The organism is Paenibacillus sp. FSL H7-0442 (genome assembly GCF_038593105.1).
In the GTDB taxonomy this organism is placed as follows: Bacteria; Bacillota; Bacilli; order Paenibacillales; family Paenibacillaceae; genus Paenibacillus; species Paenibacillus polymyxa_D.
This window is the reverse complement of sequence record NZ_CP151963.1, coordinates 3,851,969-3,872,656: the sequence shown is the minus strand read 5'-3', so window position 1 is coordinate 3,872,656 and position 20,688 is coordinate 3,851,969. Positions and strand designations below refer to the sequence as shown.

At 46.5% G+C, this 20,688-nt stretch carries 14 protein-coding genes; 10 read left to right on the top strand and 4 right to left on the bottom strand.

The features are described from left to right. Positions 1–350 precede the first annotated feature (350 nt). Positions 351–1,514: an aminotransferase A gene (locus tag MHH57_RS17055; protein WP_029515432.1), complete on the bottom strand. Its 1,164-nt coding sequence runs from the start codon at positions 1,512–1,514 to the stop codon at positions 351–353. Between the two features lie 396 nt (positions 1,515–1,910). On the opposite strand from MHH57_RS17055, the gene MHH57_RS17050 reads away from it, so the two are divergent. The 4 genes from MHH57_RS17050 to MHH57_RS17035 all read left to right on the top strand — a co-directional run bounded on the left by MHH57_RS17050 (position 1,911) and on the right by MHH57_RS17035 (position 5,328). Further along, positions 1,911–2,312, top strand: a complete 402-nt coding sequence (locus MHH57_RS17050; RefSeq protein ID WP_029515431.1) for a VOC family protein — start codon at positions 1,911–1,913, stop codon at positions 2,310–2,312. 112 nt (positions 2,313–2,424) lie between these two features. Then, positions 2,425–2,955, top strand: a complete 531-nt coding sequence (locus MHH57_RS17045; protein WP_165149868.1) for a GNAT family N-acetyltransferase — start codon at positions 2,425–2,427, stop codon at positions 2,953–2,955. 200 nt (positions 2,956–3,155) lie between these two features. Next, complete coding sequence (gene aspA, locus MHH57_RS17040) at positions 3,156–4,565, top strand: aspartate ammonia-lyase (RefSeq protein WP_029515429.1); 1,410 nt, start codon at positions 3,156–3,158, stop codon at positions 4,563–4,565. A gap of 175 nt (positions 4,566–4,740) precedes the next feature. Next, the gene (locus MHH57_RS17035) at positions 4,741–5,328 is read left to right on the top strand and encodes a restriction endonuclease (protein WP_029515428.1); all 588 of its coding nucleotides are present in this window, start codon (positions 4,741–4,743) and stop codon (positions 5,326–5,328) included. Between the two features lie 95 nt (positions 5,329–5,423). Here MHH57_RS17035 and MHH57_RS17030 read toward each other — a convergent pair whose 3' ends face one another. Then, positions 5,424–8,600, bottom strand: a complete 3,177-nt coding sequence (locus MHH57_RS17030) for a cytochrome P450 (protein WP_209950165.1) — start codon at positions 8,598–8,600, stop codon at positions 5,424–5,426. Between the two features lie 284 nt (positions 8,601–8,884). Between MHH57_RS17030 and MHH57_RS17025 the strand changes: the two genes are divergently transcribed. From MHH57_RS17025 to MHH57_RS17000, 6 genes are all read left to right on the top strand, one after another. Beyond that, the gene (locus tag MHH57_RS17025) at positions 8,885–9,889 is read left to right on the top strand and encodes a BMP family ABC transporter substrate-binding protein (protein ID WP_342434320.1); all 1,005 of its coding nucleotides are present in this window, start codon (positions 8,885–8,887) and stop codon (positions 9,887–9,889) included. A gap of 27 nt (positions 9,890–9,916) precedes the next feature. Beyond that, a complete protein-coding gene (locus MHH57_RS17020) occupies positions 9,917–11,581 on the top strand; it encodes a HAMP domain-containing methyl-accepting chemotaxis protein (RefSeq protein WP_029515425.1) in 1,665 nt (554 codons plus the stop codon). A gap of 215 nt (positions 11,582–11,796) precedes the next feature. Continuing rightward, complete coding sequence (locus MHH57_RS17015) at positions 11,797–14,244, top strand: AraC family transcriptional regulator (protein WP_208332741.1); 2,448 nt, start codon at positions 11,797–11,799, stop codon at positions 14,242–14,244. A gap of 129 nt (positions 14,245–14,373) precedes the next feature. After that, entirely contained in the window at positions 14,374–15,381 is a 1,008-nt protein-coding gene (locus MHH57_RS17010; RefSeq protein WP_342434319.1) for a tripartite tricarboxylate transporter substrate binding protein, read from the top strand. A gap of 48 nt (positions 15,382–15,429) precedes the next feature. Next, positions 15,430–16,431 (top strand): 2-keto-3-deoxygluconate transporter, encoded by a 1,002-nt coding sequence (gene kdgT / locus MHH57_RS17005; protein ID WP_029515422.1) that lies wholly within the window; start codon positions 15,430–15,432, stop codon positions 16,429–16,431. 130 nt (positions 16,432–16,561) lie between these two features. Further along, entirely contained in the window at positions 16,562–16,915 is a 354-nt protein-coding gene (locus MHH57_RS17000) for a hypothetical protein (RefSeq protein ID WP_069010419.1), read from the top strand. An 82-nt stretch (positions 16,916–16,997) separates the two neighbouring features. Here MHH57_RS17000 and MHH57_RS16995 read toward each other — a convergent pair whose 3' ends face one another. Both MHH57_RS16995 and fdhF read right to left on the bottom strand, forming a co-directional pair. Then, positions 16,998–17,480, bottom strand: a complete 483-nt coding sequence (locus MHH57_RS16995) for a DUF1641 domain-containing protein (protein ID WP_039274499.1) — start codon at positions 17,478–17,480, stop codon at positions 16,998–17,000. 12 nt (positions 17,481–17,492) lie between these two features. Continuing rightward, the gene (gene fdhF, locus MHH57_RS16990) at positions 17,493–20,435 is read right to left on the bottom strand and encodes a formate dehydrogenase subunit alpha (protein ID WP_342434318.1); all 2,943 of its coding nucleotides are present in this window, start codon (positions 20,433–20,435) and stop codon (positions 17,493–17,495) included. Positions 20,436–20,688 lie beyond the last annotated feature (253 nt).

The window sequence follows — 20,688 nt, the reverse complement described above, 5'->3', positions numbered from 1 at the left end:
CGCTGCACCGTGCTTAAAGCTAGTCACCCATGAATCCCTACACCGATAGCGCGTGGGAGTAGTGGAAGAATAGGCCTCTGAGCCACCCGTAGGGGTGCCTCAGAGGCCTATTCTGTTTACTCACCGTGTAAAGCGGTGAGTATTCTTTTATCCTGCTGCTCCACACACACGTTAGAGAATTTTGGGACTTTAAGGTGGGCAGTGAGCGAAGCGGGTCATTTGAATCTGGAGAAGCGGCAGCGTTCGCTTTTGTGGCGGGATTCTTACCTATAAATGTTTTATCCAATTCAAGAATCCCCCAGCAACAGCGATCGGAAGATCAAATGGACTGCGTAGCGCCTCTAACCACCTTAACCCCTCACCATTCCTCTAACAAACTTCTCTATTTTATCCAATCCTTGCTCCAGCACATCCTGTCCGTAAGCATAGGACAAGCGAACGTATCCTTCGCCATAGGAAGAAAAGGCATCTCCAGGTACTACAGCCACTCCATGCTCTTCCAGCAGCTTCAAGGTAAAACCCATCGAGCTTAATCCAAAATGGGCGATGGAAGGGAAGAGATAAAAGGCTCCCTCAGGCTTCTCTAGTGGAATTCCCATATCAGTCAGTCTTCCGTGTACATAGTCGCGACGTCGGCGGTACTCCTCGCGCATCGGAAGTGCATCATCCACCCCGACGGTCAGGGCTTCGAGTGCTGCATATTGGCTAATTGAGCTAGCGCAGGTCACGTTGTACTGATGGACTTTGACCATGTGCTGTGTAATTACAGCGGGTGCAAGTGTAAAACCAATACGCCATCCCGTCATGGAATGTGATTTGGACAGACCGTTAATGACGATGGTGCGCTCCCGCATACCTGGAAGAGCTGCAATGGACACGTGGGGGGTATCGTAAATCAGTTCGCTGTATATTTCGTCCGAAATGATAAACAGATCGCGCTCCTTCAGTAAATCGGCGACCGCTTCCAGTTCTTCGCGGCTCATCACTCGCCCGGTCGGATTCGAAGGATATCCGAGAATGACTGCTTTTGTCCGTTCGGTCAGATAAGGCTCCAGCACCTCGGCTGTGAGCTTGAATCCGCTACTGCGGGTATCGGCAAACACAGGAATGCCGCCTGACAAACGGATCAATGGCTCGTACCCTGGGTAGATTGGCACGGGTAGAATGACTTCATCACCGGGTGACAAAATCGTGCGTAAGGTAATATCCAGCGCTTCACTGGCTCCGTTCGTTACGATTACCTCATCCTGTCCACGGTAATTTAGGCCGTATTTACGGGCTACAAACGCCGCTGCGGCTTCTCGTAATTCCGGCAGTCCCGGATTAGGTGTATAAGTGGTCCGGCCTTCATCAATCGCCCGATGGGCAGCTTCCATAATATGCGCAGGGGTAGGGAAATCCGGCTGTCCAATCGTTAAGGAGAGCGTTCCGGGTAATGCGGCAACTTTATTTGCGATTTTGCGGATGCCGCTGATTTGAATATTTTTGACCTGATCGTTAAGCAAATGCTCCATAGCGTGTGTGCCACCTTTTTCTGTATTAGAACAAGTTTACAATAATATGATCTGATTACGCTACGGCAAGAAGAATTCATTTTTACATAATTTAAGTACTAAATTGGCTAATTTGTGGTATCTTAAATATAGGATATGTTTGTAAGCGTAATCATGGCTAAATTGGGGAAGGGAACAGCTTCTAAATCCAAGAGTGGATGATCAAGTGGATCAGGATGAAAAAACATCTGAAGCCATTTTGTTGTACAAGCCTATTCTTGGTGTAAAGCAAGCTAAGGGACAAGGTAAGAGTTGTTAGTTTAATTGCAAATGTCAGATTGATTGACTTTGTGAGGTAGTTAAGTTATCTTTTGTGGAGAAGTCGTATGATAAAGTAGAATGAAGAGGTGAAGCATCGTGGGAGTAACAGCTAAACAAATTTTTGTGAATTTACCAGTTAAAAACCTACAGCACTCCATTGATTTTTTCACTACAATTGGATTTGAATTTAACGCTCAGTTCACTGATGAACATGCAACCTGCATGGTTGTTAGTGAGCATATTTTTGTCATGCTATTGGTTGAAGAACGTTTTAAAGCGTTCACTACAAAGGAAATTTCAGATGCCACGAAAAGCACAGAAGCGATTGTTGCTCTATCGGTGGAGAGCCGAGAAAAGGTGAACGAGATCGTTCGCAAGGCTTTGGAAGCAGGCGGCCAGCCCTCGAATGAACCTCAAGATCATGGTTTTATGTATGGATGGAGCTTTCAGGATTTGGATGGTCATTTGTGGGAGTTCTTTTATATGGCAGAGCAGTAATAGAAGTAAGGGTGATTAAGTAGTAAACAAAGTACCATGGAAAGTAAGCTATCCTAAAAAGATAGTTTACTTTCTTTATTGTATGTTATCGAACTCACCGGGAGGAATCACAATGTCTAACGAAGTGAGAGTTTACCCTGTTCAAGCTCTGAACGAAGCCCTGACAGATTCACTGAGTCGACTGTTAATCGACGTGGTTGCAGACGGTGCATCTATAGGTTTCTTACCTCCATTAGGTTATCAGGAAGCAGCAGCTTATTGGAATAATGTACTTGAGGATGGCGTAGTTCTGTGGATTGCCGAGAAGGACGAAGTACCTGTAGGGACGGTCCAGCTTCATTTGGCTCAAAAAGCTAACGCTATTCATCGTGCGGAAATTGCAAAGCTTATGGTACATCCGTCCGGGCGCAGGCTTGGGATCGCACGTCAGTTAATGAAGGCAGCGGAAGAAGAGGCACTAAGTCAGGATAGAACGTTACTGGTGCTAGATACGCGGGTGGGTGATCCCTCCAATGGACTATACGAGTCGATCGGGTTCGTGGAAGCTGGTGTTATTCCGGGTTATGCTCAATCAGCCGATGGTCAACTGCATGCCACTCGATATTATTATAAGCCATTAAATCCGTATTCCAGTCATAGCTGAGCATTTGCCGAATAACCGTGGTATATACGGGTAATCATAACTTGTCATAGGATTACATAACCTTTTTCCGCGTTTATTCGACTGGTAAAGCACGGGAATCGGAACGTATAATGAAGAGGGGATCAGAAGAGGTCTTTTTATGTCAATTTGGCTGTACTGAATTGAAGAACGTAGCAAACACAGCGGAGGAATCAGAGAATATGAGGTTGGAGCATGATTTTTTAGGTACCAAGGAAGTACCATTAGATGCCTATTACGGTGTACAAACGCTGAGGGCAAAAGAAAATTTTCCAATTACAGGCCAACGACTGCACCCTGAGTTGATTAAAGCCATGGCGATCGTGAAAAAGGGAGCAGCGACGGTAAATATGGAACTAACCCGTTTACACCGCCCCAAAGCAGAGGCCATTATTCAGGCTGCTGATGAGATTATACAAGGACAGTTGCATGATCATTTCATCGTCGATCCCATTCAGGGCGGCGCAGGCACGTCCATTAATATGAATACAAATGAAGTGATTGCGAACCGCGCGTTGGAGCTGATTGGCAAGCAACGCGGAGATTATCAGGAGATCAGTCCTAATAATCATGTTAATATGGCGCAATCGACGAACGATGCTTTTCCTACAGCCGTACACTTGGCTGTATTAAGCATGATTGATAAACTGTTGGATACCATGAGTGAGCTTCAGGAGGCATTTTCCCGCAAGGCCAATGAGTTTGATAGTGTGATTAAGATGGGTAGAACCCACTTGCAGGATGCAGTGCCAATCCGATTAGGACAGGAGTTTCAGGCTTATGCGCGTGTGCTGGGTCGTGATATCGGACGCGTGCGTGCGACCAAACAGCACCTGTTAACGATTAATATGGGTGCAACTGCGGTGGGTACTGGCCTGAATGCAGACCGTCGTTATATTCAGCGTGTTGCAGAGGTACTGGCAGACGTCAGTGGCTTCCCTGTGGAAGCTGACGAAAATCTTGTAGATGCTACACAAAATACGGATGCTTATACCGAAGTGTCTGCCGCCTTGAAAATTTGTATGATGAATATGTCTAAGGTGGCAAATGACATCCGCTTAATGGCTTCCGGACCTCGTGCAGGTCTGGGAGAACTGAGTCTGCCTGCTCGTCAGCCAGGGTCATCCATTATGCCAGGTAAGGTAAATCCGGTGATGTGTGAGGTCATTAACCAAATTGCTTTTCAGGTCATTGGTAATGATCATACGATCTGCCTGGCTTCAGAGGCGGGTCAGCTGGAGCTGAACGTGATGGAGCCTGTGCTTGTCTACAATCTGCTGCAATCGCTGGAAATTATGAAGCAGGGCTTCCACGTTTTCCGTATACATTGTGTAGAAGGAATTGAAGCAAATGTGGAGCGGTGCCGTGAATATGTGGAGAACAGTGTAGGTATTATTACAGCACTCAATCCCCACCTTGGATATGAGGTAGTATCACGCATTGCCCGCGAAGCAATTACGACGGGGAAATCGGTGCGCGAGCTGTGCCTGCTGTATAATGTACTGACCGAGGAAGAGTTGGACATTATATTGGACCCGTACCAAATGACTCAGCCTGGTATTGCCGGAGAATCTTTGCTGAATCGCGAATAATGATGCGGAGTATGGAATTTAGACAGCTTTGAGGCAAGACGAAGATAGCCCCGTCGAATCTGGCGGGGCTATTGTTATGTGATAAAGAGAGATGTAATAGGGGAGCCAGCGTGCATAGGGGAGTTCCCTGTTAAGGATGATACGGCTACGCTTATGGTAGAAAAGGGAGAGTTGGATGTTGCTAGAAAAATTATTGGCATACAAGGAATTAGGAATAGGGCTCATTGTACTTTTAGTGTTGTTTGCGCTCATCATCAGAGGACTGATACGCGGTCGCAGAAATCGGATTTTACGTGATCTGGACCCACGCAAAATTGGAATTCAGGATATAGATCGTATGGAGGATGGCTCGGAATTTGAGCTTTATTTGCAACGGTTATTATCCGCGCTTGGCTATAAGGACATCTATAAAACAACCAGTAGCCGGGATTTTGGAGCGGATCTGGTTTTTACAGACCGTGAAGGCGTCAGAGTTGTCATACAGGCCAAACGTTATGGCGTACAACATCCGGTGGGCTTGGGAGCAGTACAGGAAATTTACACCTCTATGCGTTATTATGCGGCCGACAAGTCTATCGTTATCACCTCCGGCCGTTATACGGAATCTTGTAAAACACTTGCTGCTGTCAACGGGGTTAAATTATTAGATCGCAACGACTTGATCGACATCATAGATTTATTCAAGGCTAGGCACCGCGAGGAGGTTATGGACCTATTAGAAAGTAAAGTAGATGTGATTGCTTCCAAATGGAGTGAAAGATAATCATAAAAGGGACTGAACTACTGGCGACGAGTTTGAAGGCCAGTAATCAGTCCCTTTTATTTTTTAACATGGTGCTTGTTCTTATACTGTTATCATTAGATGCCTGTCCAGACATCCTTGGCATAGCGTTTTTCCTGTTGGAGACGATCCAACCATTGCTGTGCTTCTTCTTTACTGGTATGGTGTGCTTCCGCGTAAGCAGCACAAAGGGTGTTTTCTACATCGGGAGCCATCCGGCTACCATCACCGCATACATATAGATGCGCTCCTTCATCAAGTAAGTGAATCAGAGTGTCCGCATCTTCTTTCATGACATGCTGCACGTATCTTTTGGGTTGATCGGGCAGACGTGAAAAGGCTGTATGAAGCGTAACGATTCCTTCCTGCTCCCAGGCTTGCAGCTCTTGCTTGTACAGATAGTCAAGCTTAGGATTACGGCAGCCATAGTATAGGTGAGCCTCGCCGAGCTGTTCCCCTCTTTCTTTAAGTACATGGCGGGTTTGGAGGAATCCGCGGAATGGTGCCACTCCAGTACCTGGACCGACCATGATGACAGGCACCGTCGGATCTTCCGGCAAACGGAAGCCCGACTGAGGCTTACGCACAAAAATGACAATTGGATCATCTGGTTGGAGCTGCGCCAAATAGTTGGAGGAAATTCCCAGGTATTCGCCCTGTCCGCTACGGGCTGGTCCACGCACGACGCCCACGGTTATACTCGCTGAATTCTCCGATTCAAGCGGAGAGCTTGAGATGGAGTAGTACCTAGGCTTGAGTGGAGGTAACAGCGAGATAAAGTTTTCAAATGGCAGCTCGCAGGCTGGATACTTCTCCAGAATATCCAGCATCGTGACGTGCTTCTGTCGTATTTCTTGATCAAAGGTAGCATCCTCTAGCAAAGCTTCGATTTCTTTCTTGTGCGGTGGACACACTGTAAAGGATGCTAGTTGCCGTAGCTGGGCTCTCGTTGCCGGTTCTTGCAGTTCCACACTGAGAGTGAGCAAATCTCCTACGCTGACAGGCCGATCTAAGGGGAGATGCGCCGCATCCCGGTCACTGCCTCTCAATACGATGTAGTCTTGATCCTGTAACTTAAAGCGTTGCATTACTCTATTCGCCAACGAAGCAGGATTACGCGGCAAAACACCCAGATGATCACCCTCGCGATAGGACAATCCGGTTGGTAATTGGATCTCCAGATGCCGTGTACTGCGTTCACTTTCAGCAGCGTGCAATTCACGATTCGCGGTAACAACGGCAGTAGTTGCCTCATAGTTGGCCGCCAGAGGAGCGCTAAGTACGTCGCTTACAAACTCTATGCTCAGACTGCTGGTGTCCTGTGGTTCTGTATCACTGTGCTCTATGCCGAAAGCATTCAGCAATTCCGGCCATAGGCCGCGATTCCAGACTTCCCAATCCTTCTCGAAGTCACCACTGGCGTCGCCCTCGCCCCGATCATACAGTCGCTTTGCCCCTTTGGCAGCCATTAGCTCATCAATCATCCTTGGAATGCGCTGATACGTGCTGGCCCAATTCCGGTCACCGCAACCAAAGACAGCGTACCTTATGCCTGCCAGTTGGCCCTCGTCTACCTGCTTCAACCATTCTACAAAGGCATCAGCATTATCCGGCGGATGTCCGTTATAAGATGCAGTCGTAATAAGTACCACGCCTTCTTTAGGCAAATGGTCCACACGATCATTCAGAGTTGCTATGCTGCTGTTAAAACCCCAATTCCGACCTAAATCGGCTAGTTCACCCGCAAGTCCCTCAGCTGTACCCAGATTCGAGCCGTACAAAGACAGCAAAGAAGTATCATGTTTTTCGGCATGAGGAGCTGCAACTTTTTGTTCCTCCTGTTCATGAAGTTCTTGAGCGGCACCCGGCAGCATGACGGCAGTCTGTGTGCTACGCGGTCGTACTTGAATGGTGAAGCCCTCAGGCTTGAGTGTGAGCGTCTCTTTGACTTTCAACTCATAATGAGTATGATCAATCAGCTCAAAATGTTTCAGTACCATACCCAGCACAAGGGTGGCCTCCTGTAAGGCAAACTGTTGTCCAATACAGGCCCGTTGACCGTTGCCAAACGGTTTATAGGCATCTTGTGGAATGGCGGATGGGTCCTCAAAGCGTTCCGGTCTAAATTCCTCAACATCTTCACCCCAAGCCTCGGTATCACGGTGCAGTTTCGGGATGAGTACATTTACACTGTCGCCCTTTTTAAGCGGATAGGTTCCGTCGAGCAGTGTATCTTCTTTGGCGAAGAGCGAGAAGGCGGGCGCTGTCGGCCATAGCCGCAGAGCTTCATTCAGTATCATCCTTATGTACTTGAGCTCACGCACCTGAGTATAGGAAGGCAGCGAATCGGTGAGCACGCGATCCACTTCTTCATAGGCTTTGGTTAGCGTTCGTGGATTTTTAAGCAAATAGTAAATGGCAAAGGATAAAAGCCCACTGGTCGTTTCATGACCGGCGATGAGGAAGGTGATGATCTGATAACGGATATTTTCATCATCCAGCGTTTCACCTGTTTCCGGGTCCTTGCCTTCCAGCATACGTGCCAGTAAATCCTCTTCACCTTGGTTGCCCAGGGTTTTGCGTTCTTGAATAATGCTGTCCACCAGAGAGAACATCGTTTCGATGTCGTGTTTAAACTGTTTTTTCTTCGATAACATCAGCTTGTTTTGCAAATTGAGGCGTTGCAACTGACCCATTGCTTCATCCAGTGCGCGTGTCATACTGGTCACGAACGGATGGGGCTGGTCGCGGTAAAAGCTGTTAAAACGATAATTAAAGCCGCATAATCCGATGGTATCCAAAGTCAGCCGGGTCATATCTTCCGGTACCTCTACACTTTCATCTGGATTGAGCCGAGACCATTTCTGCACCAGCTGAACCGCAAGATCAAGCATCATATTGTGGTAACCCTTCATAGCCCGCTGACTGAAGCTTGGTAGCAATATTTGATGGGCCTTGCGCCAGTTCGGTTCCTCAGTCCAGCTTGTGAATAGTCCGTCTCCGGCAAAAGCTCGTACTTTTTGTAAGGGAGCCCACACCTGCTTATCGAAACGGGATTCATCACAAGCATCTGCCACTAGCTTATGATCGGAAATATAAATGTTCGTTCCTTCAGGCAGATCCATGCGAAAGATGGGACCGTACTCATTAGCAAGCTTAACCAGAGACTGGACAGGGGCATGTGTATCAATCAAGGGCAGATTTCCTAAGGGACCATATGTTTTGGGTTGTGGAATTAAATGGGTCGAAGTCATTTTAAATGTTGCTCCTTTCAGATTGAAATAGGGTGATGGTTTCAAAGTACCTATGTTTTCCAAATTACACTTTATTCTTCCGGTATAAACGAAAATAAATGAATTTGGACAGTTCGTATAATAAAAACAAAGCAAAATATACATTTTTTACATAATAAACAAAGACATCACACTTATCACACTTCTATTAACAATGAATTTACAGAAACTCTTATGAAAAAATATGCTTTTATAACCGATATAAAGATGTTGGGGATTTGCATTTTATGTTGAGGTGATATGTCATGAAGAAACGAGCTCTATTATTAACTTTTAGGTGGATTCCCATTGTCACGATCTTTGCATTATTGGTAAGTGCATGTGGGCAATCAGACGTACAAACCAAGGCCGAACCCATTAAGGTGGGAATCGTACTGTCAGATATTGGTCTGGGTGACCAATCTTACAGCGACGCGGCTTTTCGAGGTTTGGTCAAGGCACGGGATGAGGGGAAGATTGTTTTTGAATACCGGGAAATAACGGAGACCAAGACGTATGATGAGGCTTTTGAGCAGCTTGCTCAAGAAAAAGCGGATTTAATCATTGGGTTGGGTTATATGGTGAAGGACAGTATGGAATCCATTGCCAAAAAATACCCAGACCGTAAATTTTTAATCGTGGATGAGAAATCAGATTTACCGAATGTGGCCTCTATTAGCTTCAAAGCAGAAGAGGGCAGTTTTATGGCTGGGGTCGTTGCCGGTTTGACGAGTCGCACCGAACAGGTGGGTTTTCTTGGAGGTGCGGAATCTCCTCTGTTGAAAAAATTTGAAATTGGGTACCGCGCAGGGGTGCAATCAGTCAAGCCTAATGCCAAAGTTACTGCAACGTATGCAGGAGATTTTGGAAAGCCGGAACTGGGTACGAAAATTGCAGATGACATGATTAATCAGGATCAGATTGATGTTATCTTTGCAGCCGCAGGTCTCACGGGCGTAGGTGCGCTACAGGAAGCGCAAAAACAGCAAAAATTAGCCATCGGGGTCGATAGCGACCAGTTTTTTATTGCGGAAAAGGCGGTAGTGACCTCGATGTTTAAAAATGTAGACATTGCAATTTATACAGCAGTCAAAGGCTTTGCAGATCATCAAAGAAAATTTACGGAGAAGGATATGGTGTTTGGTCTTGCAGAAGATGGCGTAGGTTTAGCGCCTATTCGTGTCGTGACACTGAGTCCGGATCAGCAAAAGTTGTTGGATGATTTAAAGGAAAAAATCAAATCCGGCACACTTACTGTTCCCACCCAATAAATTTTCGCAAACGGAGGATGAAAGCTGATGAAACTGCAAGGTAAACTGGTGCTGAATGCGATGATTTCCTTGATCGCTTGTCTGGCTTTAGTGGCATATATCATTTTTGAATTAATTCGTATTAACTCGCAAAGTAGTAATTTGGTTCCGGCTATGTTGAATGTACAGCAGCTCAATGCCTATTTGATTCAGTCGGGACAGGCGTTGCAAAATTATTCTGCTTCCATGACAGAGAGCAACAAAGCTGATGTGCAAAATCAACTGACTCAGTCTGAAAAGACGATTGCTTTGCTTTCACAGGGCATGATGCAGACCGAAGAACAGCAAAAACGACTGAATACGATTAAAACAAAATTCAGCCAATTGAAAGTAGCAACGGAGAAAGCAATGAGTACCCAAAACAGTCCGGAGTCCAAGCGGGAGGCCATGCGCGCCCAGGGGATTCAGAACGATGTTTTTATGCTGGATCTGCTGACCAAGGCACGTTATGACCAATACACAGAAGATTTGACCAAGAGCATTCGTTTTACTTGGCAATTGGCCTTAGCAGGTGCAGTTTTACTTCTGGTGGCAGTTGGGCTATATAATACATACACCTCCAGGCAGCTTGCCCTTAGAACACGTAAGTTAACGGATGCCGCAAAGCAAATTGCCGAGGGGAATCTGACCGTTCAGCTCGCACAAACGAAGGGACGCGATGAGCTGGACGAGCTCAATGAATCTTTCCGGGTAATGATCGGGAACTTGCGCAGCATTGTACTCTCCATTGATCAGGCGGGTAATCGTGTCGATCTGATGGCTCGGGATATTGATCACCATAATGAGGCCATGAAGGAAATTGTGACACAAGTCAGCACGTCAACAGAGGAACTGGCGATAGGCAGTCAGAAAATTGCTGAGGATCTGTCGTCGACAGTTGGTGTTGTGGACGAGATGCAGCAAAAGTTTGAATCGAATCTGCTGGAGACCACTCAATCGACCGCGTATAGTGAGGATGCTTTGCGTGTCATTGAGCAGGGTACGCGGGTCATGAGCGATCAACTGCGTATTGTTGCAGAAAATCGTTCAGCCATGTCCGAAGTGGAGCAGACAGTCAAGGAGCTGGAAGCTAATGCAGCCGAGATTACAACCATGACTGGATACGTATCCGAAATTGCGAGCCAAACATCGCTGTTGTCCTTGAATGCTTCTATTGAGGCTGCACGTGCGGGTGAAGCAGGAAAAGGTTTTGCTGTGGTTGCCAATGAAGTGAAAAAGCTGGCGAATCAATCAGAGTCTGCTGTAAAGAAAATTTATACCGCAGTTGACGGTATTACGCAGGCTATGGATAAAGTGAAGACTTCTGTGGCGCAAAGTCAGGAGCTGTTCCGTGAGCAGGAGAAGGCAACCTCCTCGACCGGAGAATCGTTTACAGAGATTAGTGGCAAAGTGCAGCAAATTGCCGGCCAAGTCAGCAAGCTATCAACGGACATGAATGTATCGCGAGAATTGAGCGTACAGGTGCAGCAAGCTATCGAAAATATCAGCGCAATCACTCAGCAATCCGCCGCAGGCAGCGAAGAGATTACAGCTTCCACGGTAGAGCAGAAGCGTTCATTTGAGGAATCGGCTGAGAAGGTAAAAGAGCTTCGTCAGATTCGCGAGGAAATGCAGCGGGAACTGGATCGTTTTCAGGTGGAAAAGACAAGCTAAAACCTGTGAAGCGAGTATCTGTTTTTGCTGAATAATGAATATAAGCAGCCAAAGAAGAAGTTCTACCTAACACAGGGAGACTTCTTCTTTTTTTATTTTAATGATGTACTCATATGAAGTTTTATTAAGTTTGATTTACATAGGCAGGGAATTCCAACTCTTACGTCAAATAGAGTTAGGGAGAATATGTCACCACGTATATGGGCAAGAGGAAGATGGACAACGAAGTCCGGAAGGATGAAGTTACGGGAATGTTGCGACTTAAGCTTCGATTGATACTGAAAAATAAACAGACAAGACTGATTCTACTGCTCACTTTGTGTGTGTCGCTCGTGATTAGCGTGATCGGCTTGCTATCGTATTCAGGATACCGTGAAGGTTTGGATACCGAGCTGAACACACCCAATATAGAATTATTGCAAATCAATCTGGATGTAACCAATCGGGCTTTTCGTGAGTCTGATAACAAGGCGCTGGATGCAGCATATCATCCGGATGTAGAGGCTTTTGTACGTGTCCAAACGGATAGGAAATCGCTGGAAGATAACGCCTCCGTCATAGATCGGCTTCATAAATACTTGAAAACCCTTTCTTCACACGAAGAAATTTATTCGGTTGAAGTGATTTCTTTGGACAATCATGCTCTCGTATCCAGCAATTATGGTTACATGCCTGATTGGAAGCAGGCACCGGATACCACATGGGTTCCCTGGATTCAGGACATTCAAAAAAAGCCGTTGTTGATTAAGCGGAGATGGTACGGCACCGATCGTGAGCAGGGGACGTTAGAGCTGCTTTCGCTGGCCAGGCCCATAGTAGAGAATGGTCAGGTCATGGGTGCGGTGCTAATCAATCTGGATTACGACCGTTTTTTCTCCAAACTATATATTCATTTATCCAACTCGCAATACGTGTATGATCTGGAGGGCGAGTTGATCTATCCCAAGCTGAGATCGTCCTTACCCTTAAATGATATGGGCAGGGTTTTGAAAGAGCTGGATGTGAGCCCCTATGCTTATGTGGAGATAGGGAATATGGAATATATGGCGAACCAAACCTTTTCTGATGTAACGGGCTGGCGTCTAGTCTCGCTCGTTCCGATGGACAAGCTGCTGAAAAATGTTAAGCTGGCGCGCAATATGATGCTGTGGCTGGCCTTTATCTCTATACTGGCTGGGTGCTCAGCAGTTTACTATTACAATTATGCAGCTTTTCGCCCCATGAAAAAAATTAATAGCCTGTTGAATTCGGGCAATAAGGGTACGCGCCAAGGAGGATTGTATGACCTGGAACCTGTGATTAGCAAACTGGTTGGAGAGTTTCATCGCAAATCATTGGTGGTAGAGCGAAGCCTGCCGGAGCTGCGTTCCAAATATATGGAAGATGTCATCCAGCGTAGAATGGGCATACAGGAAATGCGTATGAAATGGGAACAGTATTTTTCCGATTGGGACGGTAATTCTTTGTTTGTCATGATCGTGTCCATCGACCGATATTCTGCGTGGGCTGCAAGCTTTCCAGAAGAGGATAAAATGCTGCTCAAGTATGCGCTGAACAATATTTTGCTAGAGATGCTCGAACCTTACTGGAAAGCAGTATGCTCGCCGGAAGAGGAAAGTGGTTTTATTGTGCTGTTACAGTACAGCGAGAGTTCGAATGAAGTTGAAGTTGGTTCGGAGACTGCCCTCCAAGAGAGTATTTTGCTTCACAAAAGCGTTGATAGACTGATTCAGGTTGTCGGTGAGTATCTTCCTTTGACCATTTCTATAGGGATTGGTCATATGGTCACGGATATTCAAGAGGCACGGGCATCTTTTATAAAAGGAAAAGAGGCCCTTAATTTGCGTTTGTACGAGGGGTATGGACGTTCATACACGAATATGGACAGCAGCCTAAGTGTGAAAAAGGATAATACAGTGGATGAACAGTCAAAGGAGCAAATTCAGGATTCAACATTGTTTGACAATTGGCGTTTGGAAATAATTCATGCCCTGGAGTCGCAGGAACCTGGTGCAAGTGTAAAGCTAATCAGCCACTGGGTAGAAGAACTTCGACTCCACAGAACATCCCCAGCCCAGGTCTACTTGTTTGTTCATGAATTGCTGGAAGATTTGCTAAAATGGTGTGCCACTCAGAGTGTGACGCCGCCGGATCAGCTTGCTGATTACCACTGGAATCAGATTCTGACGCTAGACCTTCAAGACATTGAGGTATTGCTGGTCACTATGTTGACTGATATTGAAGAAAAATGGCACGGACGCATTCAGTCCAAAGATTTTGTGCGTGTACAAGAGATGATCGAGTATATGGAACATCATTTGCATTTGAACATCGGACTTCAGGAAATTGCGGATCATGTTCACATGAGCGTGTCCTCGGTGAGCAGTATGTTCAAGGAAGAAACAGGAACTACCGTTTACGATTATTTGACTGGATTACGCGTAAAAAAGGCAAGCACTCTACTATGTGAAACCCATTTGAAAATCAGTGAAATTGCAGAGCAGGTCGGATACCGAAATGAGAACAGTTTTATTCGGGTATTCCGCAAGCATAAGCAAGTGACCCCAGGGAAATTCAGACAAATCAGCAAATCTTCCAATGAATATGCAGATCGGTCAAAAGGCCGATACTTTGGCGAAATAGAAGATAAATACGAAGATTAAGCGATAGCTGTAGCCCTCCACGTTGCGGTACATTGACTTCATGTAAACGCAAACAACAAGACCGAAAACGGTGGAGGTGAAAACGGGCGCATGACGGGCCCAGTTCATTTTTGGAGAAGAGGAAACGTAATGAAGAAAAAGCCATGGCAAAAATATGTGCTGGTTGCGGCGGGAATAGCTATGCTTTCTGCCTTGAGTATCAGTGAATATGTGGATCACCGCACCTTGCAGGATCACAGCCGTATATTTCCTACGAAGCCAATAACACTCGTCGTTCCTTATGCAGCCGGAGGCGGTACGGATATTACCGCGAGAGCGTTGGCGAAAGCTGCCGAAAAGCATCTCGGTCAGCCGATCATCGTCGTTAATCGAACGGGAGGAGGCGGTTCTGTCGGGCTGATGGAAGGGGCTGAGGCGCAGGCGGACGGTTATACTGTAACGTATCTGGTCGCTGAGCTGACTACGTTGCCTCATTTGGGACTGCTACCGCTCACCTATGAGCGATTTAAGCCGCTGCTTCAAACCAATATGGACCCTTCTGCCATTACGGTCCGGGCGGATGCACCATGGAAGACAGCAGAGGCATTTCTGGAGGATGCTGAGGCCCATCCCGGCAAACTCAAAATGGGGAATGCAGGCACAGGGAGCATATGGCACCTTGCTGCCGCAATGCTGGAACAGAAAAGTGGAGTCCGCTTTACCCATATCCCTTATGAGGGAGCAGGCCCAGCCGTCTCCGCTTTAATGAGCGGATTTGTGGATGCTGTACCCGTCAGTCCCGCAGAAGTGAAGAAATACGTGGACGAAGGGAAACTTCGCATACTGGCGATCCAGTCAGACACTATTTCGGAAGCGTTTCCAAAAGTGCCGACACTACAGCAATCCACTGGGCTGCGTGTACATTTTATCGGCACTTGGAGAGGGCTGGCTGTGCCTAAGGATACACCGGATGCAGTTGCTCAAACGCTAACGGATGCACTGATCAAGGGAACGAAAGACGAGGAATTCAGGGAGGAAATGCGTAAGCATGGGTTGGGATTGCGTGTCCAGGATGCAGACGCATTCGCGCGACAACTGAAGGAGAGTCATGATACCTTCGCGAGACTGATTCCCGAGCTCGGTTTGAGCCGCAAGTGACACGGCCTTGTTTTTGCATTGGCAAAAACGAAAGGGTTGAACGAAGTTATGAAAATCAAACAAAACATTGATAAAATTCCAGGGGGCATTATGCTGGTGCCGCTGTTTATTGGCGCGCTTTTTCATACATTTACTCCATGGGCAGGCGACTATTTTGGATCTTTTACCAAGGGGCTGATGACAGGTACGGTACCCATTTTAGCAGTGTGGTTTTTTTGTATGGGGGCTTCTATAGATGTGCGAGCGACGGGTACTGTATTGCGTAAATCAGGAACGCTCGTATTGACTAAAATCGCGGTCGCGTGGGTAGTGGCGATCATTGCATCCAGATTGCTGCCTGTTGGGGGTGTAGAAAGTGGGCTATTTGCAGGTTTGTCGGTGCTGGCGCTGATCTCGGCTATGGATATGACGAACGGCGGGTTATACGCCTCCATTATGCAGCAGTATGGCTCCAAGGAAGAGGCGGGAGCATTTGTACTGATGTCACTGGAATCGGGTCCATTAGTGACCATGATTATTTTGGGTAGCACCGGACTGGCCGTTTTCGAACCGCAGACATTTGTGGGGGCGGTATTACCATTTTTGATCGGCTTTATGTTGGGCAATCTGGATCATGATTTCCGAAAGTATTTTGGGAACGCAACGCAAGCCTTAATTCCATTTTTCGGTTTTGCACTTGGTTGTTCCATTGACTTGAGTGTCATTGTCCAGACAGGTATGCTCGGTATTTTATTGGGTATTTTTGTCATTCTCGTTACAGGTATTCCACTAATTTTGGCGGACAAATATATCGGTGGTGGCAACGGTACAGCAGGAATCGCAGCTTCCAGTACAGCAGGTGCAGCAGTAGCGAACCCAGTCATTGTCGCCAATATCAAGCCTGAGTTCCTGCCTGTTGCGCAATCTGCAACGGCCTTAGTTGCCGCTTCGGTCATTGTGACCTCGATTTTGGTACCTATTCTGACGGCATACTGGGCCAATTATATGAAGCGTAAGGAGAAATCCCGAGGAGCAGGGCCTGTAAATCCAGGAGCGAATATATCTAAATAAGGATTTTGCAGTATCCTAAAATCTTTCCATTACCCGGGAAATGCTTTTGCAGTTATGCCTTCAATCCTAACATCACAAAACTTGTCCTAAAACACTTCTGCAAACATACATATGTAAGCAGAGGAGCGTGATGGGATTGGAAAACAAGGTGCGCCGATACTACCAGTTAAAGCAAAAGCAAAAAGAAATTGAAGGTGAACTGACTGATTTGCGTAATGACATTACCGCTCATTGTGCGCAGAAGGAAGTGTCAGATTGGGAAATTGGCAACTATCGGGTCAAGATTGTGCAGCAGCACCGTAAGGAATACGATCATACAAAGCTGTATGATTCACTGCCTGATCCGCAGCTATGGCGCTTGTTTTCCAAGCCGGATACGTCGAAGATTGCCAGTTTGCTTAAGCTCAAGGTCATCGCAGAGGAGCAAATAAAAGATGCTGTTTCTCTTAAAACGGTGACGCTATTGCAAGTGGATAAAAAATAAATAAAAAGAGCTGCCCCCGTTTTCGGAGCCAGCTCTTTTTATTGTCTGTTGTTACTAGTCTTCCACCTTCACACTCTATGAGTTATTTATCAGACAAACTTTTTCCCACTCCTTTGAGAAAATGAATGCCAAATCCCATTGCACGGTTTACATCTGGATCATTCATCGCCTTCATAAGATCGCGCAGACGAGTCTTTTTATTCTGTTTTAGATGTTCATTGGCTTCGTTCAGGCCATTAGTAACGCTGTTTGTCAGCTTTTTCATCAGCTCGGGGTCTACCTCAGACAGCATTCCGGCTGCTCCCATGAGATTATTGATGATGTTCGTCACAGGCTTACGCGTCGCTTGTCCTACAGCGATTTTGGCGATGCTTTCTTTAGCCTTTAGCATAGACTGGGCTGCTTCGAGAAGACCACTATCGTGCAGCTCACGTACGATTTCAAGTGTCTTCTGCAGTGCCGCCCCATTGTCCGCCAGATCAGCAGTAAGCTGATCTAGCGATTGTTTTTGCCGTTCTTCTTCTGTCAAAATGCGTTTTCTCACAATTGAAATAGGCTTAGCCACGGTTCGACCTCCTTATTTTTGATCCACCAAATCGACGTAACCGGGACGATTCCACTTACGGTCCACTTCAACCCCATTTTGCGGATGACGCTTTTTGTAACGCGGATTGATACGTGGTAGTGGATTTTGACCGTCTACCTCCAAAATTTGCATCCTTACTTTGGCTTGTTTATAGGCCGGTGTGCGAGTGACCACATCGAATGCTCCACCAGTTAACAGATTGACCGCACTATCATGGCTGGTAGAGTGCATCGGCACATAAATTTCAGTTCCTTGCACCCGGTCTGTCACCAGAACTCGTAGCTTGACCGCACCATAAGGAGATTCCAGTCGAACCAGCGATCCATTATGGATTCCGCGCTCCTCAGCCAATTCAGGTGACACTTCCACAAATACTTTTGGGAGTTTGAGCTGAATGCCTGCCGATTTGGTCGTCATATTTCCCTCATGAAACTGTTCGAGCAGTCGACCATTATTTAAGGTCAGATCGAATTCAACAGGGTACTCTTTTGGTGGTACATATTCGAAAAGTCCCAAACGCGCTTTTTTATCTGGAAAGTTAAAGCCGTTGGTGTGCAGCAGCGGTGTATTGCTACCATCCGGCGATCCCCAGTGGAAGCTGTTCCAGCCTTCCAATACGTCATAATTACATTGGGAGAAAAATGGAGTGAGCGACGCCATTTCCTCAAAAATTTCACTTGGATGGCTGTAATCCCAATCAAATCCCATATGCTTGGCAAATTGGCTGAAAATCCACCAATCCGGTTTACTGTCTCCCATAGGGCGGAGTGCTTCGTATAAACGCTGGACACGACGTTCGGTGTTCGTAAAGGTTCCGTCTTTTTCAAGTGAAGGTACGGCTGGCAAAATAACGTCAGCGAATTCAGCTGTCTTGCTCAGAAATACATCTTGAACGACAAGGAAATCCAAATTCGCCAGCATTTCTTGGGTATGGTTGGAGTCGGCATCCACCCATGCCATCTCTTCTCCAGCGATATACATCGCTTTAAGCTTACCTGTTTCAATGGCTTCCAGCATCTGGATGTTGTCCAGTCCGCGTTGACCTGGAATTTGTACGCCGTAGGCCGCTTCAAACTTGGCACGAATGTCATCGTTCGTCACGGGCTGATAGCCCGGGAAAATATCCGGCATCGTACCCATATCGGCAGCACCCTGAACATTGTTATGTCCGCGAAGCGGATATGCGCCTGCACCCGGACGCATAAAGTTTCCAGTCACCAGCAGCAGATTGGCAATCGCAATCGAAGTGTAAGAGCCTGCGATGTTTTGCGTCACACCCATGCCCCAGCAAATGGCAGTGCCGTCGGCTTCGTGAATCATAGTCGCTACCTGAATCAGTGTCTCTTTGGAAATACCAGTTTCCTGTTCGGCAAAGTCCAGGGTGAATCGCTCTAGCAATTTCAAATATTCAGGATAGAAGTTTACATGCTCTTCAATGAATTTTGCATCATGCCAGTTTTGCTCAATGATGTATTTGGCTACAGCGGATAACCATACATAATCAGTACCTTGCTTCGGACGAATGAACAGATCAGCGCGTTCTGCCATTTCATGCTTGCGCAGGTCGACCGAGATTAACTTTTGACCGTGCAGCTTATGCGCACGTTTGATACGCGTAGCCAGCACGGGATGACCTTCTCCCGGCGCGCAACCGACCAGCATGACCAAACCTGCTTTGGCAATATCTTTAATCGTACCGCTGTCTCCACCGATGCCTCCGGTGTATTGCAGCCCCCATGACGCAGGAGATTGGCAATACCGTGAGCAATTATCGACGTTATTCGTTTGGAAGACCTGACGAGCCAACTTCTGCATCAAATAGTTTTCTTCATTGGTAAATTTGGACGAAGAAATAAAGCCGAGTGCTTCGCCACCGTAAGTTTCTTGAATAGCTCCCATTTTACTGGCCATCAGGCTCAGTGCTTCTTCCCAGGTTGCTTCCACAAATTCGTCACCTTGACGAATTAAAGGGGAGGTCAGACGCTGATCGCTGTTTACAAAATCCCAGCCGAATTTTCCTTTTACGCATGTCGAGATACCGTTAACAGGTCCCTCAGAGGTAGGTTGTACCTTCAAAATTTTGCGGCCTTTGGTCCAAACCTCAAAGCTGCAACCTACACCGCAAAACGTACAGACGGTTTTCGTTTTTTGCGTACGGGTTTCGCGCATCGCTGCTTCGGCTTCGGAAATAGCAAAAATCCCACTATAGCCCGGTTCCACTTCCTTTATTAAATCCACCATCGGATTTAATAAATCCTTGCTCATGCCACTCATGAAGCCTGCTTCTCCCAGCATAGATTTCTCCATCAAGGCATTACATGGACAGACGGTTACACACTGACCACAGCTAACGCAGGAGGATTCGTTAATCGCAACCCGGTCATCCCATATGACGCGAGGACGTTCAGCCTCCCAGTCGAGGGACAGCGTTTCATTAACCTGAAGGTTTTGGCATACCTCTACGCATTGGCCGCATGCAATACATTGATTGGGGTCATATCGGTAGAAGGGATGAGACATATCTACTTCTGTTGGGCCAACTTTCGGTTGATATGGATATTTTTGATGTTCAATTTCCATAAGCTCTGCTGTATTATGCAAAGTACAATTACCGTTGTTATTATCGCATACGGTGCAGTAGAGGAGATGATTTTCCAGCAATCGGTCCATAGCCTCGGTTTGAGCTGCTTTCGCGCGATTCGAATGTAAATGAATATTCATTCCATCCGAAGCCAATGTCGAGCAAGAACGCATAAGTTTTCCGTCCACTTCCACGATACATGTGTCACAGGTACGGATCGGATCGACCTCGGGAACGTAACACAGCTGGGGATGGGCGATATTGTTTTCGTTAATCACTTCAAGAATCGTTGCGCTGCTCTTCGTTTTCAGTTCCTGTCCGTTTAATGTAATTTTGATCGTACTATCAGTCACGGTTCAGGCTCCTTTCAGATTTTAAATTTAAAAATTAGGAATAAAAAAACTCCACCATAAACACAAGTGCTCATGTTCCAGCACTTGTGTTTATGGTGGAGTAGTGACCAAGCTCTAGGTCCTGGAGGCCAATCCGCCATTTGAATATGTATTAATAACAAACAGTACGCACCGTCTGTATATCAATAACTTCTGAATAACTTAGATATGTCATTTTCTGCATGTTATCTCGTGTAACTATAACGTAAAATTT

Coding starts and splice junctions, on each gene's coding strand:
- MHH57_RS17030 (WP_209950165.1), bottom strand. CDS start 8,600: ATGACTTCGACCCATTTAATTCCACAACCCAAAACATATGGTCCCTTA.
- kdgT (WP_029515422.1), top strand. CDS start 15,430: ATGAAAATCAAACAAAACATTGATAAAATTCCAGGGGGCATTATGCTG.
- aspA (WP_029515429.1), top strand. CDS start 3,156: ATGAGGTTGGAGCATGATTTTTTAGGTACCAAGGAAGTACCATTAGAT.
- MHH57_RS17010 (WP_342434319.1), top strand. CDS start 14,374: ATGAAGAAAAAGCCATGGCAAAAATATGTGCTGGTTGCGGCGGGAATA.
- MHH57_RS17035 (WP_029515428.1), top strand. CDS start 4,741: ATGTTGCTAGAAAAATTATTGGCATACAAGGAATTAGGAATAGGGCTC.
- MHH57_RS17015 (WP_208332741.1), top strand. CDS start 11,797: ATGGACAACGAAGTCCGGAAGGATGAAGTTACGGGAATGTTGCGACTT.
- MHH57_RS17000 (WP_069010419.1), top strand. CDS start 16,562: ATGGGATTGGAAAACAAGGTGCGCCGATACTACCAGTTAAAGCAAAAG.
- MHH57_RS17045 (WP_165149868.1), top strand. CDS start 2,425: ATGTCTAACGAAGTGAGAGTTTACCCTGTTCAAGCTCTGAACGAAGCC.
- MHH57_RS17020 (WP_029515425.1), top strand. CDS start 9,917: ATGAAACTGCAAGGTAAACTGGTGCTGAATGCGATGATTTCCTTGATC.
- MHH57_RS17025 (WP_342434320.1), top strand. CDS start 8,885: ATGAAGAAACGAGCTCTATTATTAACTTTTAGGTGGATTCCCATTGTC.
- MHH57_RS17055 (WP_029515432.1), bottom strand. CDS start 1,514: ATGGAGCATTTGCTTAACGATCAGGTCAAAAATATTCAAATCAGCGGC.